The sequence below is a fragment of the Nitratireductor pacificus pht-3B genome (assembly GCF_000300335.1).
Taxonomy (GTDB): domain Bacteria; phylum Pseudomonadota; class Alphaproteobacteria; order Rhizobiales; family Rhizobiaceae; genus Nitratireductor; species Nitratireductor pacificus.
Genome location: NZ_AMRM01000015.1, coordinates 18,356 through 34,047, shown reverse-complemented (window position 1 = coordinate 34,047; position 15,692 = coordinate 18,356). Strand labels below are relative to the sequence as shown.

General features: G+C 64.9%; 15 protein-coding genes. 7 read left to right on the top strand and 8 right to left on the bottom strand.

Translation table 11 applies throughout. The features are described 5' to 3' along the window. Window positions 1–8: 8 nt before the first annotated feature. Window positions 9–1,280: a glycerate kinase type-2 family protein gene (locus NA2_RS13815; RefSeq protein WP_008597589.1), complete on the top strand. Its 1,272-nt coding sequence runs from the start codon at window positions 9–11 to the stop codon at window positions 1,278–1,280. Window positions 1,281–1,297: 17 nt separating this feature from the next. On the opposite strand, the gene NA2_RS13810 is transcribed toward NA2_RS13815, so the two are convergent. From NA2_RS13810 to NA2_RS13790, 5 genes are all read right to left on the bottom strand, one after another. Next, window positions 1,298–1,687 carry a VOC family protein gene (locus NA2_RS13810; protein ID WP_008597588.1) on the bottom strand — a complete coding sequence of 130 codons (390 nt, stop codon included), beginning with the start codon at window positions 1,685–1,687 and terminating at the stop codon, window positions 1,298–1,300. A 15-nt stretch (window positions 1,688–1,702) separates the two neighbouring features. Beyond that, the gene (locus NA2_RS13805; RefSeq protein WP_040677961.1) at window positions 1,703–2,338 is read right to left on the bottom strand and encodes an RNA polymerase sigma factor; all 636 of its coding nucleotides are present in this window, start codon (window positions 2,336–2,338) and stop codon (window positions 1,703–1,705) included. 121 nt (window positions 2,339–2,459) lie between these two features. Then, window positions 2,460–3,434, bottom strand: coding sequence for a WD40 repeat domain-containing protein (locus NA2_RS13800; RefSeq protein ID WP_008597586.1), 975 nt, complete (start codon window positions 3,432–3,434; stop codon window positions 2,460–2,462). Between the two features lie 222 nt (window positions 3,435–3,656). Further along, a complete protein-coding gene (locus NA2_RS13795; RefSeq protein ID WP_008597585.1) occupies window positions 3,657–4,751 on the bottom strand; it encodes a CobW family GTP-binding protein in 1,095 nt (364 codons plus the stop codon). A gap of 64 nt (window positions 4,752–4,815) precedes the next feature. After that, window positions 4,816–5,580, bottom strand: a complete 765-nt coding sequence (locus NA2_RS13790) for a creatininase family protein (protein WP_008597584.1) — start codon at window positions 5,578–5,580, stop codon at window positions 4,816–4,818. 176 nt (window positions 5,581–5,756) lie between these two features. Between NA2_RS13790 and NA2_RS13785 the strand changes: the two genes are divergently transcribed. The 4 genes from NA2_RS13785 (at window position 5,757) to NA2_RS13770 (ending at window position 9,215) form a co-directional block, all read left to right on the top strand. Next, the gene (locus NA2_RS13785; RefSeq protein WP_040677915.1) at window positions 5,757–6,227 is read left to right on the top strand and encodes a MarR family winged helix-turn-helix transcriptional regulator; all 471 of its coding nucleotides are present in this window, start codon (window positions 5,757–5,759) and stop codon (window positions 6,225–6,227) included. A gap of 369 nt (window positions 6,228–6,596) precedes the next feature. Next, complete coding sequence (locus NA2_RS13780; RefSeq protein WP_008597582.1) at window positions 6,597–7,640, top strand: LacI family DNA-binding transcriptional regulator; 1,044 nt, start codon at window positions 6,597–6,599, stop codon at window positions 7,638–7,640. 36 nt (window positions 7,641–7,676) lie between these two features. Continuing rightward, complete coding sequence (locus NA2_RS13775; protein ID WP_086005969.1) at window positions 7,677–8,660, top strand: 2-hydroxyacid dehydrogenase; 984 nt, start codon at window positions 7,677–7,679, stop codon at window positions 8,658–8,660. Window positions 8,661–8,795: 135 nt separating this feature from the next. Continuing rightward, complete coding sequence (locus NA2_RS13770) at window positions 8,796–9,215, top strand: AprI/Inh family metalloprotease inhibitor (protein ID WP_157188234.1); 420 nt, start codon at window positions 8,796–8,798, stop codon at window positions 9,213–9,215. Between the two features lie 49 nt (window positions 9,216–9,264). Here NA2_RS13770 and NA2_RS13765 read toward each other — a convergent pair whose 3' ends face one another. Then, window positions 9,265–10,050: a gamma-glutamyl-gamma-aminobutyrate hydrolase family protein gene (locus tag NA2_RS13765; RefSeq protein ID WP_008597579.1), complete on the bottom strand. Its 786-nt coding sequence runs from the start codon at window positions 10,048–10,050 to the stop codon at window positions 9,265–9,267. 370 nt (window positions 10,051–10,420) lie between these two features. On the opposite strand from NA2_RS13765, the gene NA2_RS13760 reads away from it, so the two are divergent. Next, window positions 10,421–11,527 (top strand): TRAP transporter substrate-binding protein, encoded by a 1,107-nt coding sequence (locus NA2_RS13760; protein WP_008597578.1) that lies wholly within the window; start codon window positions 10,421–10,423, stop codon window positions 11,525–11,527. 90 nt (window positions 11,528–11,617) lie between these two features. Here NA2_RS13760 and NA2_RS13755 read toward each other — a convergent pair whose 3' ends face one another. Further along, window positions 11,618–13,468 carry a TRAP transporter large permease gene (locus NA2_RS13755; RefSeq protein ID WP_008597577.1) on the bottom strand — a complete coding sequence of 617 codons (1,851 nt, stop codon included), beginning with the start codon at window positions 13,466–13,468 and terminating at the stop codon, window positions 11,618–11,620. After that, window positions 13,461–14,069, bottom strand: coding sequence for a TRAP transporter small permease subunit (locus NA2_RS13750; protein WP_040677912.1), 609 nt, complete (start codon window positions 14,067–14,069; stop codon window positions 13,461–13,463). The genes NA2_RS13755 and NA2_RS13750 overlap by 8 nt, the downstream gene beginning before the upstream one ends. Window positions 14,070–14,493: 424 nt before the next feature. On the opposite strand from NA2_RS13750, the gene NA2_RS13745 reads away from it, so the two are divergent. Next, window positions 14,494–15,582, top strand: coding sequence for a TRAP transporter substrate-binding protein (locus tag NA2_RS13745; protein WP_008597575.1), 1,089 nt, complete (start codon window positions 14,494–14,496; stop codon window positions 15,580–15,582). The last annotated feature ends 110 nt before the right edge of the window (window positions 15,583–15,692 follow it).

Here is a 15,692-nt window from a genome sequence, read left to right as displayed (position 1 = left end):
GGACAGCATTGAGCGGGGCATTTGATCGACGGGCATTCTTCACCAGCCTTTTCGAAGCGGCGGTTGCGGCCGCCGATCCGGCGGCGGTGATCGGCGACTTTCTTCCTGCGAGGCCGAAGGGGCGCACGATCGTCGTCGGGGCCGGCAAGGGTGCCGCGCAGATGGCGCAGGCGCTCGAGGCCGCCTGGGACGGTCCGCTCGAGGGGCTTGTGGTGACCCGCTATGGCTATGGCGCGCCGACGCGCTCCATCGAGGTCGCCGAGGCATCGCATCCCGTGCCCGACGAGGCCGGCCTTGTGGCAGCGCAGCGCCTTCTCAAGCTGGTCGACGGCCTGACCGCGGACGATCTGGTGATTGCCCTCGTGTGCGGCGGCGGGTCGGCCCTGCTGCCGGCGCCGGCCGGCACGCTGACGCTCGCGGACGAGATCGCCGTCAACCGGGCACTGCTTGCCTCAGGCGCACCGATCTCCGCGATGAACACCGTGCGCAAGCACATCTCCGCCATCAAGGGCGGGCGTCTCGCGGCGGCGGCCCATCCGGCGCGGGTCGTTTCGCTCGTCGTCTCCGATATACCCGGCGATGATCCGGCCCTGGTGTCATCGGGACCGACGGTTCCCAACGACGCGACCCGCCAGGATGCGCTCGACATCGTGCGCGCTTATGGAATGACCCTGCCGCCGGCCGTGATGGCGCATCTCGCCTCGCCCGAGGCCGATGCCCCGGCGCCCGGCGATCCGAGGTTCGCCGGCAATAAGGTGCATGTGATCGCCTCGGCGGCGCGGTCGCTGGAGGCGGCGGCGCGGGCGGCGGAAAAGCAGGGCGTGCCCGCGGTTATCCTGTCCGACGCCATCGAGGGCGAGGCGCGTGAAGTGGGCGGCGTCCATGCGGCCATCGCCCGCGAGATCGCCACGCGCGGCCGGCCTTTCGCGAAGCCGGTCGTGATGCTCTCGGGTGGAGAAACGACGGTCACCATCCGCGCGGACGGGGGACGCGGCGGGCGCAACAGCGAGTTCCTGCTGGCGCTGGCGCATGGCATCGACGGCGTGGATGGTGTCTCCGCCTTCGCCGCCGACACGGACGGGATCGACGGTTCGGAGGACAATGCCGGTGCCTTCGCCGACCAGACGAGCATTGCACGCCTGCGCGCCGTCGGGCAGGACCCGAAGGCGCTGCTTGCCGCGCACGATGCCTGGGGCGCCTTCGACGCGTTGGGAGACCTTTTCGTGCCGGGGCCGACCGGCACGAATGTCAACGACCTTCGGGTCGTGCTCGTGGTTTGAGGCCGTGCCGGGGGCCGTCAGCGTCTGCTTCTGGACGCGGCGGCATCCTGGTAAAGCGAGATCACGTGGCCGTCCGGATCGGCGAACTCCGCCGACCAGCCGCCCGGCGCGTGGCTTACGGGGGTGACGATGGTCGCGCCCTGCCGCGCCAGATCGCTGACCATATCGTCGATGCCGCCCTCGTTGAGGTCGAACACGATGATCGGCGAGTTGCCCGGCTTGCATTCGGCCTTGAAGAAGATCAGGTCCACATTGTTCTCGATGGACGCCAGGAGCCAGTCGCCTTCGTCCTTCTCGGCTTCCATTCTCTGGACCTGAAGGCCCATGACGTCTCGGTAGAATTTTTCCGTGCGGTCGATGTCGTTGACGTAGAAGCAGATATTGCCGATGCGCGTTTTCGAAAGCATGTGTGTTCCTTGAGGTTACGGGTTGCGTTCCGATGATCTGTTGCCGCCGCTTGCCTGTTTGTGAGCCGGGCGCGGAATTTTTATCGCAAACAGATGCCCGTCGGGGTCGTGGCTGGCGAGCAGGATGTCCGCCTTGCGGACGAAGGGGAGCAGGGATCGGCGTATCGCGCCGAAGGCCAGCATCGGTTCCCGGCCGCAATTCCATTCTCCGCCGGCCGCCGAAGCGCGGCCCGAAAGCGTTTTCCGCAGGGAAGAAATGCGCTGGCGCAGCGCGTCGTCGGAAATGCGCAGCAGGTGCCTGATCTCGGCTCGTGTGTGGCCGGTGAAGGCCAGGAGCGCGACGATGGCGAGGGAAGGCGGCAGGCCGCCCATCAGCGTGCGCGGGTCCGCGCGGGGCTCCGGTGGCGCGGGTGGCAGGGTTGCCACTGTGGTCTCGCGTCTCTGACGCCGCCCCCGGGTGCGGAGGTTCATGGCGTTGATGTTGCGCATGACGCCGTTGAGCCAGGCGCGGTTGACGGCGCCCGGTTCCCGCCCATCGGCGATTGCCGCAATCAGCGCATCGTGCAGCAGGTCATCCGCGTCATGGCGCGCATAGGCATGGCGGCGGGCCAGCCGCAGCAGTTCCTGATAGGTCTTTCGCGTCAGTTGCACGACACAGCCGGCCGCTTCCGTGGTGCATGAAGTCGGCTTGGCATTCGGATCGCGGCCTCCCTGATTCAGGATGGAGCTTATCGAAAGCGCCGTGCGCTGCAAGCCGGCCGGTGGCCCTCGATCAGCCGGCGATGTCGACCACACCGCATTCGCCGGTCTCGGCGCCGAAGGCGAGACGCCGGCCTTCCCGGTCCCAGGCGAGCGCGGTGATGGCGCCCTTGCCCGCGCGCCGCAGGAGCACTTCCTTCTGGTCGGCGAAGCGGGCGGCGAGCACCATGCCGTCGGCATAGCCGATGGCGGCGATCTCCTCGGTCCGGTGGCAGCAGACCTGCGTGACCATGGTGTCGCCGCGCGTGCCCAGTTCCAGCGGCGCCTTGCCCATCGGTCCGTCCTTCGCCTGAAACGGCCAGACGACGGCTGCCGGGGCGCCGGAGGTGGCGAGCCATTTTCCTTTGGCGCTCCAGGAGAAACTCTTCACCTTGGCGGGATAGCCGGCCATGCGCATGTGCTTGCCGTCGGCCAGCTTCCAGCCGTGCAGCGCGTTCTCCTGCATGGTGGTGATCAGGAATTTTCCGTCCGGCGAAAAGCTCACATCCGTGTGCGCGCCGGCCCATTCCAGCTCGACCGGTTTGCCGTCCGTGGCGGGAAAATGCAGCGTCGCGCCGTTGTACCGGGCGACCGCCAGCCGCATGCCTTTCGGCGCGAACGCCAGGCCTTCGGCCGAGCGCGGATGCGGGAACTCGCGCAGCTTGCCATCGGCGAAGCGCACATAGGCCGTCCGCCCGGATGCGAAGCCGACCGCGCCCTGCGGGCCGGCGGCGACGCTGGTAACCCATTTGCGGCCGATCTCGGCCAGTTGCGTGGCCGTGCCATCGGTCGAAACGGCCATGACCCTGCCATCCTCGCCGCCGGTGACAAGCGACGTTTCGGAAAGATCGGGGCAGGCGGTGAGCAGGCCGTCATGGGCCTCAACCCATTTGTGTCCATGATCGAGCCTGTGCACGACGCCGTCGGCCAGCGCGAAATGCGGGATGTCATCCAGCCAGGCAACGGTGATGGCGTGACTGTCGAGGTCGAGGGGGGCGACTGTGGGCATGCGGCGGGCTCCTGAAATCGTCCGGGCTGTAGCAGGCCGCCGATGCGATTGCCAAGCGCCCTCGTGGTTCGGCAAGCTCACGATGAGGGCTACTGCACGGTTTGCTCGCGGCAACGGTGTCGCGTGCGAGGGGTTGAACAGCCCTCATGATGAGCTTGCCGAACCACGAGGGCGCCTGGCGCTACGACTGGGCCGCCGGCGTCCATTCGGACGCACGACGATCTACGCCTGGCAGGCTTCGAAGGTGCGTGTCAGGCGTTCCGTGTCGAGTTCGCGCCCGATGAAGACGAGACGCGTCTCGCGCTTCTCCCCCTCCTTCCAGGCCCGCTGATGGTCGCCCTCGAGAATCATGTGAACGCCCTGGACGACGAATCGGTCCGGGTCGTCGGCGAAGGCGACGATGCCTTTCAGGCGCAGGATGTTCGGCCCGTCCATCTGGGTGGTCTTCTCGATCCACGGCAGGAACTTCTTCGGGTCCATCTCGCCGCCCCGCAGGGAGATGGATTTCACGCCGGCATCATGGATCGGCGAGGCTTCGCCGTGATGATGGTGATGGTGATCGTGGCCATGATGATCGTGATCGTGATGGTGGTGATGATCATGATCGCAATCGGGACCACAGACATGGTCGGGGTGGTCGTGATCGAGGAAATGCGGGTCGTTGTCGAGCGCCCGCGACAGGTCGAAGGCGCCGCGGTCGAGCACGTCCGACAGCGCCACGCCGGCGCGCTCGGTCCGGTGGATGCGGGCCGACGGATTGATGGCGCGGACAGTGGCCTCGACGGTCGCCAGCTCCTCGGGCGTCACCAGATCGGTCTTGTTGAGGACGACCACGTCGGCGAAGGCGATCTGGTCCTCGGCCTCGTTGGAATCCTTCAGCCTGAGGGGCAGGTGCTTGGCATCCACCAAGGCGACAACGGCGTCGAGCTTGGTCTTGGCGCGCACATCGTCGTCCATGAAGAAGGTCTGGGCGACGGGCGCCGGATCGGCCAGGCCCGTGGTCTCGACGATGATGGCGTCAAAGCGGCCCGGACGGCGCATCAGTCCCTCGACGACCCTGACGAGGTCGCCGCGGACGGTGCAGCAGATGCAGCCATTGTTCATCTCGTAGATCTCTTCGTCCGATTCGACGATGAGATCGTTGTCGATGCCGATCTCGCCGAACTCGTTGACGATGACGGCGTAGCGCTTGCCGTGGTCTTCCGTGAGAATGCGGTTGAGCAATGTCGTCTTGCCGGAGCCGAGATATCCGGTGAGCACCGTTACCGGGATCTGCGCCGCGGTTTCTGATGGAGTGGCGGTCTGCGCGTCGGACATGGTTTCTCGCAAGGCTTGGTTGGCTCACCCTCATATAAGGGGAGACGAAACGGATTGCACGGGTTCAGCGCGTGAAATGCGCGAGGTCGAAGCGGTCGACATCGATCAGCAGCTCGACGAGGCCGGCGACCGCGTGGTCGATGATGCGATGACCCGCTTCAGCGCTGGCCGCAGCGGCATTGCCGGCGACGCCTTCGGGCGAAAGATCGCTCATCATCCAGCCGAACGCGTGCGGCCCGTAGGCGCGCAGATGGGTGAAGTCGCGGCGGAACCGGGTCTGCGCCGAGGCGAAGTCGCGAGCCTTCTCCATCGCCACGAGGTCCGGCCGGAGCGCCAGCATCACCGACGTCTCGATGAAGCCGCCGTGGATGCCGAGCGCGCGCTCCTCGTCGGACACCAGCTCCGGAGGATACCCGAATCGCGTCCAGCTCGTCGCCACGGCGAGCATGCCGAAACGGACGCGCAATTCAGTCGCGACGACGGTCATCAGGGGAGAGTTGCCGCCATGCGCGTTGAGTATGACGAGTTTCCGCACACCGGCCCTGCTCTGCGCTTCCCCGATGCCGATCCAGCGTTCGATCGCCTCGTCGAAGGGCAGGGAACGGGTTTGCGCAAAGTCGGCGTGCTCGACCGAATAGCCGACTTTCTCGACGGGCAGAAAATGAGCGTCGAGCCCGGCCGGCAGGGCTTTCTCCACCTTCAGCGCTATGCCTTCGGCGATGATCCAGTCCGTTTCGGCAGGCAAATGCGGACCATGCTGCTCGGTTGCCCCGAGCGGCAGGACGGCGATGGTTCGCGCCGGTGGAAGGACGGGTATCACTGGTTTCATGGCCTATCCACACCATGGGCTGCGACAGGCTGAACGGGAGCTATCATAACAGTTTATCTTGTTATCATTTGTCTGTGCAAGGTCAATCTTAGGTTGCAAAGGCGCGGGACCCCGCTATTCTGTTGCGCAGGGGACGTTCTACACAATAGCTGAGGATGGCTAAAGGGGAGTAATGTATGGCCAAGGCTGTCAGGGGCGCGACGATAGGTTTACTACAGTCGGCCGCGAGACTTTCACGTACCGCTCTGGCCGAGCGGCTCTTGGCGCACGGCTTCTATGCCGGCCAGGACAAGATCATGTTAGCACTGTCTCTCGAGAATGGACAAACACCAAGCCAGCTTGCGACGCTTCTGGGCGTCCGTCCCCCCACCATCACCAAAACCATCAATCGCCTGACCAGCCAGGGCTTTCTCGAGAAACGCGTCTCGGGGGAAGATGGTCGCAGGGCCAATGTCTACCTGACCGTCACCGGCGAGGAAGCGATCCGCTCCATCGAGAAATCGGTGCGCAAGACCGAGAAGCTGGCGCTGAAGGGGTTCGACAAGAAGGAGCAGCGGGCCCTGACCCGGCTGCTGAACAAGATCGAGGCCAATCTCAACGGCGTTCCCTTCGAAGACGATGAGGAAAGTGTCGAGGAAGAGGCGTAGACCCTTTCGCCGGCTTGCACGCTTCGTGCGCTGCAGCGCGGCATCTCCCCGGAACCGGAATGACCCCATCGATATCCGGCCTGCTCCAGCGCTTGCGACTGGAGACCGGATCATGCGTTCAAGGCCTGCCGCAGCACCGCGGCAGGCCGATCCGCTTCTTCGGTCGGGTTTGGCGCTTCGCCCAGCATACTTGTTGACGTTTCCGACGAGCATGGCATAAGCAACCCTTAAACAGTTTAAGGTGGCGCGCCGGATGTCCGCCGAGAACTGCGAGCTGGTCCGTGTCCGGCCGTGTTTGCCGGGTATCGACCACGGAGCGTCCTTCCTGCATCCGGATGGCGGCGCGGCGCTCCGGCTCGAGCTCTGGGTATGGTGCCTTGGGGGAGAGGTGAGCTGGCGCAGAAAATCAAGCTTTCGACGATAGCTGAGGCACTCGGCGTTTCGACGGCGACGGTGTCGCTGGCGTTGCGCGACAGCCCGCTCGTGGCCGACGCGACGAGGCAGCGCATCAAGGAGCATGCGCGCGAGATCGGCTATATCTACAACCGCAGGGCCGCCAGCCTGCGCACCTCGCGTTCGGGCATCATCGGCGTCGTGGTGCACGACATCATGAACCCGTTCTTCGCGGAGATCCTGCGTTCCATCGAGACCGAACTCGATCGCTCCCGCCAGACCTTCCTGCTGTCCAATCACTACGACCAGGTGGAGAAGCAGCGGACCTTCATCGACACGCTGCTGCAGCTCGGCGCCGATGGGCTGATCATGTCGCCGGCCATCGGTACGCCGGCGCAGGACATCCGCATGGTCGAGGACAACGGCCTGCCCGTGGTGCTCATCGCCCGCTCCGTCGAAGGCGCCCGCGTGCCGGCATTTCGCGGAGACGATGCCTATGGCACGGCGCTCGCCACCAACCACCTGATCTCGCTCGGCCACAAGCGGATCGCCATGATCGGGGGCACGGACCAGACCTCGACGGGCCGCGACCGCTATCAGGGCTATGTCGACGCGATGGGGAAGGCCGGGCTGGAGATCAAGCCCGAATGGCGGTTCCCCGGGCCGCGCACCAAGCAGGCGGGCTTCGAGATCACCGGCGCGTTCCTGGCCCTGAAGGACAAGCCGACCGCCGCGGTGTGCTGGAACGATCTCGTCGCCATCGGGCTGATGAACGGCATCGCGCGGGCCGGTCTCGTGCCGGGCGTCGACATATCGGTGACCGGCTACGACGATCTGGAGGAAGCCGCCATCGCCACGCCGGCGCTCACGACCGTGTGGAACGGACAGCGCGATGTCGGGCGGCGGGCCGCCCGCGTGCTGCTCGACCGGCTGAACGGTGCCGCCGTCAACCCGGCGCAGGAACTGATCAAGCCCGAGCTGCATGTGCGCCAGTCGGCCGGCAAGCCGGTCGAGCGCTGAATTCATCGGCGTCCTGCACGCCATCTGCCCAAGTCCATGGAGGAATTGACCTTGGCCGACACCAACGGGATCGCCATTCTGGTTCCAGGCGCATTGCACGCGCATGCCGCCAAACGGATCGACGAACGCTTCCGGCTGATTGCAATCGACAAGGCCGATGCCTCGCTGGTCACACCCGAGATCGCCCGGGACGTGCGGGGCGTCGCCAGCATGACCAGTATAAATGCCGCCTTCATCGATGCACTGCCGAATCTCGAGGTCATCGCGCATTTCGGGGTCGGCTACGATTCCGTCGATGCGGCGCATGCCGGACGCAGGGACGTGATGGTCACCAACACGCCGGACGTGCTGACGGACGAGGTTGCCGACACGGCCGTCGCCCTGCTGATCAACACGCTGCGCGAGCTACCGAAGGCCGAGGCCTGGCTGCGCGAAGGGCGCTGGGAGCGCGAGGGCGGCTACCGGTTCTCGCGCGGGTCGCTGCGGGGGCGGCGCGTCGGCATCTTCGGCATGGGGCGCATCGGCCAGGCGATCGCCCGGCGGCTGGAAGGCTTCGGATTGCCGATCGCCTATCACAACCGCCGTCAGGTCGAAGGCGTCCCCTATGCCTATCACGACAGCCTTCTCGGCCTCGCCGGCGCCGTCGACACGCTGATCAACGTCGCCCCGGGGGGAGCCTCCACAGCGAGGGCGGTCAACGCAGAGGTTCTGCGCGCGCTGGGCGCCGATGGTGTCCTGGTCAATATCGGCCGCGGCAGCACGGTGGACCAGGAAGCACTGATCGCCGCGCTGGCCGACGGCACGATCTTCGCGGCCGGCCTCGATGTCTTCGCCGACGAACCGCATGTGCCCGAGGCGCTTCTTGCGCTGGAGAACACCTCGCTGCTGCCGCATATCGGTTCGGCGTCGGTCGCCACCCGAGAGGCGATGGCGGATCTTCTGGCCGACAATCTCGTTGCGTGGTTCACGGACGGAAAGCCGCTCACGCCGGTTGCGGAGACCGTCCATGTGAGCCGCTGAGACGGCCCGCCGACGGCAGGCCGTTCCGGCAGGCATTCCGGGTCTCGGCAGAGGCCGGTTTCGGGCCGGAGCGTTAGCACTTAGTTAAGGCCTTCGCCGCACAGTGCGTTTCGTATTTATCGCGCGAGGGTTGTAATGAGGTTTCTGGTCTCGGGCGCATTGGCGCTGGGGTTGATGGGGTCCGCCGGATATCTGTCGCTGGATGCAGCGGACGGTGCGAACCCTGTTTCGGATCCGGCAGGTTCGGCCAGGGTTGCGGAGAGCGCCGGTCAGCGCGTCTTCACGCTGGCGAGAGCCGGTGCGGATCTCGGATGCGCCGTCACGATGGCGCCGGTTCCGCCGATGCAGCGTGCGGAGCTGCGCCTCACCGATGCCTGCCCGGAAACCCTGCCGGCGCTGGCCGAGGTGCGCTACTGGCAGGATGACGGCGACGGCGCCGTCATGTTCCTTGGAGAACAGGGCCAGCCGGTGGTGGAGTTCTTCGCCGCCGATGGCGTCGCCTACGAATCGATCCGGCCCGCCAGGGCAATGCTGAGCCTAAGCCTGAACGAGTAGCAGCACCCTGATTCGACGGCAGCGCGCTCCCTGTCCTTTCCCGTTCGCGTTACCCTGCGGCGGTTCTCGCGGGGAGGCCGCCACTGCTGCGCGCGGCGGCGTGGGCGCGCACGGCATCGCCAAAGGCGCGGAAGATGCGCGCCGAGTTCTCGTCGCTCGCCGCCCAGTATTCGGGATGCCATTGCACCCCGACGGCGAATGCCGCCGCGTCCTTCACGGAAACGGCTTCGATCGTTCCATCGCTCGCCGCAGCCTCGACCTGCAGGCGCGGCGCCCTTTCGCCGATCCCCTGACGGTGGACCGAGTTCACCTGGATATCGCCCGGTCCGAAGATCGACGCGAAACAGCCCGCAGGCGAGACCCGGACCGGATGGCGGATGGCAAAGCGTTCGTCCTGAACGTCGCTCTGCGGCGCGCGGTGATCGAGGGAACCCTCGCGCTCCTGGATCTCGGTCGCCAGCGTGCCGCCGAGCGCGACATTGAGTTCCTGAATGCCGCGGCAGATGGCCAGCAGCGGAACCCCGCGCTCGATCGCCTTCCTGATCAGGGGCAGGGTGGTCGCATCGCGAGCATGGTCGTAGGGGCCGTTCTCCGCGCTGGCCTCGCCGCCGTAGAGCGCCGGGTAGACGTTCGACTTGGAGCCCGTCAGCATCACGCCGTCGACGGAGGCAAGCAGGCTGTCGAGGTCGATCTTCTCGCCGAGCGCCGGCACCAGGACGGGCAGGACACCGGCGACGGACAATGCCGCATCCAGATATTGCTGCGGGGCTGCGTGCCAGGTGTAGTTCTCGAAATCCTTGGCGTCGGTGGAAACGGCGACGAGAGGATGGTGCATGGTGGTTCCGACTTTCCGTGGTCACGCTGGTGCGGGTTGATACCGTCATTCCTAGAGCATCGGACCGAAAAGTGGAATCCGGTTTTCGGTTCGTCCGCCGCTCCGTCGATCGGCCGGATCGCCCTTTGCGGGGCCCGATGGACGAGTGGCGATCCAACCACTTTCCTAAGCCTCCGCAAGGGGTTTCGAGGCGTCTCCTACATTGGTCGCAAGCGCCTCAAGTCTGCTGGACTTGAACCGGCATGCATGCATTGATGCATGCAGTGTCCGACACGGAACAACGCGAAGAGCGAGGCCGTGTCCGGCGCTATCCATCGGTCGGGCGCAATGTCGCGTCGCGACGAACGGTTCACAAGTGGGAGGAGAAACCATGGACCGCAGAACATTCATCAGGAATGCGGGGCTGGCCGGCACCGGTGTCGCCGCCGCTTCGGCGCTCGCCACGCCAGCCATCGCTCAATCGATGCCGAAGATCACCTGGCGCTGCACATCGTCGTTCCCCAAGGCGCTGGACACGATCTACGGCGCCGCCGAGACCATGGCCGATTTCGTCAAGGGAGCGACCGACGGCAATTTCGAGATCCAGGTGTTCGCGGCAGGCGAAATCGTGCCCGGCCTTCAGGCTGCCGATGCCGCCTCGGCCGGAACCGTCGAGATCGCGCACACGGCATCCTATTACTACTGGGGCAAGGACCCCACATATGCTCTCGCGACGGCCATCCCGTTCGGCCTCAACTATCGCCAGCAGAACGCCTGGTTCTACTATGGCGAAGGCAACACGCTGATCAACGAGTTCTATGCCACGCAGGGCCTCTACGGTCTTCCCTGCGGCAATACCGGCGCGCAGATGGGCGGCTGGTTCCGCAAGGAGATCAACACGCTCGAGGATCTCAAGGGCCTGAAGATGCGCATCGGCGGCATGGGCGGCAAGATCATCGAGAAGCTGGGCGTGGTGCCGCAGCAGATCGCCGGCGGCGATATCTATCCGGCCCTCGAGAAGGGCACGATCGATGCATCCGAATGGGTCGGGCCCTACGATGACCAGAAGCTCGGCTTCAACAAGGTCGCGCAGTACTACTACTATCCCGGCTGGTGGGAAGGCGGGCCCGTCCTGCATGCCCTGTTCAACAAGGCGAAATGGGAGGAACTGCCCAAGTCCTACCAGATGATCCTCGACGCCGCCTGCCGTGCCGCCAATGCGGACATGATGGCGAGCTACGACTACAAGAATCCGCAGGCCCTGCGGCAGCTCGTGGCCGATGGCGCCCAGCTCAGGCCGTTCAGCCAGGAAATCCTGGAGGCCTGCTACAATGCGTCGATGGAGACCTACAACGAGATCAACGCGTCGAACGCCGTCTTCAAGAAGATCTACGACAATCAGCTGGCCTTCAAGAAGGACGCCTATCTGTGGGCGCAGATCTCCGAATACACCTTCGACACGTTCATGATGATCCAGCAGCGCGCCGGCAAGCTCTGATCCGGACAAGTTGACGGGATATCGGAACGACCGAGATACGCCTTTGAGGAACCCCGGGACGCACGTCCTGGGGTTTTTTCTTGCCCGTCGTCAGTTGAAGCTCGGCGGCTGGCTCAGGTCCGGCTGCGGCGGGTTCGGCTGGTCGGTGGCGGCGCCGTCCGGGGCAGGGGCGTTCCCGTCCTGAACGGCGGGGTTGCCGATCGGCGGCAGCCCTCCGAGGCCCGGCAGTTGCAGCCCCCCGCCATTGCCGGATTGTCCCGGCGGCGCGCCGAAGGGCGACCCGCCCAGACCGCCGGGCAGGCCGAAGCCCGGCTGCCCGTCGCTCTGGCCGAATGGGGGCACGATGATCTCGATGCTGTTCGGATCGGTGGTTCCGGTCTTCTTGTAGTGCGTGACCAGGCCGGGGAAGGCGATGACCAGCAGGATCATCAGGAACTGGATGATGATGAAGGGCACCGCGCCCTTGTAGATCTCGGTGGTCTTCACCGGCGGCAGGACGCGGCCGGAAACCCGGTCCTTCCATTCATGCATGGGCGCGATGGAGCGCAGATAGAACAGGGAGAAGCCGAAAGGCGGCGTCAGGAACGATGTCTGGAGGTTGATGCCCAGGATCACGCCGAACCAGATCAGGTCGATGCCGAGCGTTTCGGCGGCCGGCACCAGCAACGGCACCATGATGAAGGCGATTTCGAAGAAGTCCAGGAAACAGCCCAGGATGAAGACGATGATGGTCACGGCCAGCAGAAAACCGGTTTCGCCGCCCGGCAGTTGCAGCAACAGCTCCTCGATCCACTCATTGCCGTTGATGCCGTAGAAGGTCAGGCCGAAAACGCGCGCGCCGATCAGGATGAACATGACGAAGGCGGAAAGCTTGGTCGTCGCATCGAGCGCCTGCTTGAGGATGCTGAGGGAGAGCCTTCTTTTCACGAGAGCCAGAACCAGGGCGCCGGTCGCGCCCATGGCGCCGCCCTCCGTGGGGGTGGCGATGCCGAGGAAGATCGTGCCGAGCACGAGAAAGATCAGCGCCAGCGGCGGGAAGAGCACGATCACCACCTGCTCGGCAAGCCGCGACAGGATGCCGAGCTTCAGGTAGCGGTTGGCCAGGCTGAAACCGAGCGCCATGGCTGTCGCGGAAGTCGCCGCCCAGACAAGCCGCACCTCGCCGCGCATCTGCGAAAAGACGGTGTGATAAGTGACCAGATAGACGAGCACGGCGGCTGCGAGAAGCAGGATCAGCGAGAGAACGCCCCCGCCCAGCGTGCGGGTCTCCGGTGGTAAGGCCGGCGCCCAGTGCGGCTTTATCAGCGTCACGCAGAACACCAGAAGGCAATAGGCGGCGATGATGATGAGCGCGGGGAAAAGCGCTCCGATATACATGTCGCCAACCGAACGGCCGAGCTGATCGGCCATCACGATCAGGACCAGCGATGGCGGCACGATCTGGGCGAGCGTGCCGGAGGCGGCGATGGTGCCCGATGCGAAGCCCCGATTGTAGTTGTAGCGCATCATGATGGGCAGCGAGATCAGCCCCATGGCGATCACCGAGGCGGCGACGACGCCGGTGGTGGCGGCCAGCAGTGCGCCGACGAGCACGGCCGCGTAGGCAAGGCCGCCGCGCACCGGGCCGAACAGCTGGCCGATCGTGTCCAGCAGATCCTCGGCCATGCGCGAGCGCTCTAGAATCAGTCCCATGAAGGTGAAGAAGGGGATGGCCAGCAGCGTGTCGTTGTACATGATCCCGTAGATGCGCTCGGGATGCGACTGGAGCAGCGGCCAGAACAGGCGGATCTCGCTGGAGATGTGCGAAACCTCGACGCCGATGACGAAGAACAGCAGTCCGCCCGCAGCAAGTGTGAAGGCGACTGGATAGCCGATCAGCAGCATCGCCATCACGCTGACGAACATGATCGGCGCGAGGTTGTGGGCGATCAGATCAATCACGGCCCTTATCCTCCATCTCGATCGCCGCTTCCGCCGCGGGGTGCAGGGCATGCTGCGGATTGGGCTCGTCGATCAGGCCGCGGAGCACGGCGATGCGCTTGACGATCTCCGACAGGGCCTGTGCCGTCAGCAGCACGAAGCCGGCAAGAACCATGAACTTGGCCGGCCAGATGATGAGGCCGCTCGCATTCGCGGAAATCTCGCCTGAAACGAAGGACCGGTGGAACCAGGGCCAGCTCAGCCAGGTGAGCAGGGTGACGAAAGGCAGGAGAAAGAAGATATGGCAGAACAGGTCGACCCAGTCGCGTGTGCGTTTGGAAAAGAAGCTGGAGACGATGTCGATGCGGATGTGCTCGTTGCGCAGCAGCGTATAGGCGGCCGCAAGCATGAAAACGGTGCCGTAAAGATACCATTGCAGCTCGAGCAGGCTGTTGGAGGCCCGGGGGATGGGCAGATAGGCGGGCAGCCCGTCGCCGACAAAGCGAACGGTGGCATTATAGGCGGAGACCAGGACGGCCACCAGGATGAGCCACGAAACTTGCTTGCCTATAAAACGGTTAATACCGTCGATCAGGCGTGAAAGGCCCAATAGCCCCGCCATGCGTTCCTCCCAGCGATGTGTTCCCCCCGATGTCGTCTCGGGTTTTCTTTTTGTCTTCCATCCGCAGCCTGCCTGCAACCGAGCCAAAAGTCGACATTGCCCTCTCGTCGGCGCCGGGCGGCCCACGGATTTTCTGTTGAAACAACGTATGCAAACGAATTGCGGTTGAGGCGCAAGACGGAAAGAGCCGGAGCTATTCTTAAAAACTATTTGAAATTCAATCGCTTGAAGTCATTTTTACCTGAATAGACGCACAGGTGACGAATGACAGGTCCAGTGCGCTGTCACCCTAGACACATGCGTGGCCGCGTGTATTGATAGGCGCCTCAACCGGGAGCGGGGCACTTGTGGCCGAGCGACCGGTCATCGATCCGGCCGTTCGACGGCCGTTTTTTTCGTATGCGATTGTCCCGGGAGGTACTTCATGGATCGCCGTTCATTCATCAAAAAAGCCGGACTTGCCGGCGCCAGCGCTGCCGCGCTCGCCACGCCGGCCATCGCGCAGGGCAACCAGACCTGGCGCATGGTCACGACATGGCCGAAGAACTTCCCCGGTCTCGGCGTCGGCGCGCAGCGCCTGGCCGACCGCATCACCGCGGCCTCCGGCGGCCGCCTGACCATCCAGGTCTACGCGGCCGGCGAACTGGTGCCGCCGCTCCAGTCGCTCGACGCCGTGATCGACGGTTCGGCCGAGATGAGCCATGGCGCCGCCTATTACTGGCAGAACAAGAGCGCCGGCCTGTCGTTCTTCACCGGCGTGCCCTTCGGCATGACGTCGCGCGAGATGGCCGCATGGGTGCGCTACATGGGCGGTCAGGAAATCTGGGACGAGATCTATGACCAGTTCGGCGTGCAGGGCTTCCTGTCCGGCGATACGGGCACACAGGCCGGCGGCTGGTTCCGCAACGAGCTGACGGGCCTCGATTCGGTCAAGGGTCTCCGTTTCCGCACGCCGGGCCTCGGCGGCCGCGTCTGGGAGAAGCTCGGCGCGACCGTGACCAACATGGCGGCGGGCGAGATCTTCCAGGCGCTGCAGTCCGGCACGCTGGACGCGGCCGAATTCGTCGGCCCCTACAACGATTTGGCGCTCGGCTTCTATCAGGTCGCCAAGAACTACTACTTCCCGAGCTTCGTCGAGCCGGGCCTGGCGACCGAGCTGGTGGTCAACAAGGCCAAGTATCAGGAACTTCCGTCCGACCTGCAGGCCATCGTCAAGGACATCTGCCAGGCCGAATATGATCAGGTCGCGTCCGATTTCTACGCCAACGATCCGCGCGCACTGAAGACGCTGGTCGACGAGCATGGCGTGACCGTCCGCCAGTTCCCCGATGACATCATCGAGGCCGGTGCGAAGGCGGCGACGGAAATCCTCAGCGAGCTGCGCGATTCCGGCGATGCGCTGACGAAGAAGACGACCGAGAGCTTCATCGAGGCGCTGAACATCGTGCGCACGCGCACGGAAGGCACCGACGGCGCGTTCGTCAAGGCCCGCGAGGCCTATTTCAAGATCTAGAGCATCGGACCGAAAAGTGGAATCCGGTTTTCGGTCATTCCGATGCTCAGTCTATGATCTAGATTGTCCTTTGTGCGTCCGTAAGGACGCACGGCGATCTAGGCGCTGGG

What these genes read in the sequence shown, in the direction of transcription:
- NA2_RS13780 (WP_008597582.1), top strand. Translation starts at nt 6,597, where the DNA reads ATGGTGCCTTGGGGGAGAGGTGAGCTGGCGCAGAAAATCAAGCTTTCG.
- NA2_RS13785 (WP_040677915.1), top strand. Translation starts at nt 5,757, where the DNA reads ATGGCCAAGGCTGTCAGGGGCGCGACGATAGGTTTACTACAGTCGGCC.
- NA2_RS13800 (WP_008597586.1), bottom strand. Translation starts at nt 3,434, where the DNA reads ATGCCCACAGTCGCCCCCCTCGACCTCGACAGTCACGCCATCACCGTT.
- NA2_RS13745 (WP_008597575.1), top strand. Translation starts at nt 14,494, where the DNA reads ATGGATCGCCGTTCATTCATCAAAAAAGCCGGACTTGCCGGCGCCAGC.
- NA2_RS13770 (WP_157188234.1), top strand. Translation starts at nt 8,796, where the DNA reads ATGAGGTTTCTGGTCTCGGGCGCATTGGCGCTGGGGTTGATGGGGTCC.
- NA2_RS13790 (WP_008597584.1), bottom strand. Translation starts at nt 5,580, where the DNA reads ATGAAACCAGTGATACCCGTCCTTCCACCGGCGCGAACCATCGCCGTC.
- NA2_RS13765 (WP_008597579.1), bottom strand. Translation starts at nt 10,050, where the DNA reads ATGCACCATCCTCTCGTCGCCGTTTCCACCGACGCCAAGGATTTCGAG.
- NA2_RS13795 (WP_008597585.1), bottom strand. Translation starts at nt 4,751, where the DNA reads ATGTCCGACGCGCAGACCGCCACTCCATCAGAAACCGCGGCGCAGATC.
- NA2_RS13810 (WP_008597588.1), bottom strand. Translation starts at nt 1,687, where the DNA reads ATGCTTTCGAAAACGCGCATCGGCAATATCTGCTTCTACGTCAACGAC.
- NA2_RS13775 (WP_086005969.1), top strand. Translation starts at nt 7,677, where the DNA reads ATGGAGGAATTGACCTTGGCCGACACCAACGGGATCGCCATTCTGGTT.
- NA2_RS13760 (WP_008597578.1), top strand. Translation starts at nt 10,421, where the DNA reads ATGGACCGCAGAACATTCATCAGGAATGCGGGGCTGGCCGGCACCGGT.
- NA2_RS13750 (WP_040677912.1), bottom strand. Translation starts at nt 14,069, where the DNA reads ATGGCGGGGCTATTGGGCCTTTCACGCCTGATCGACGGTATTAACCGT.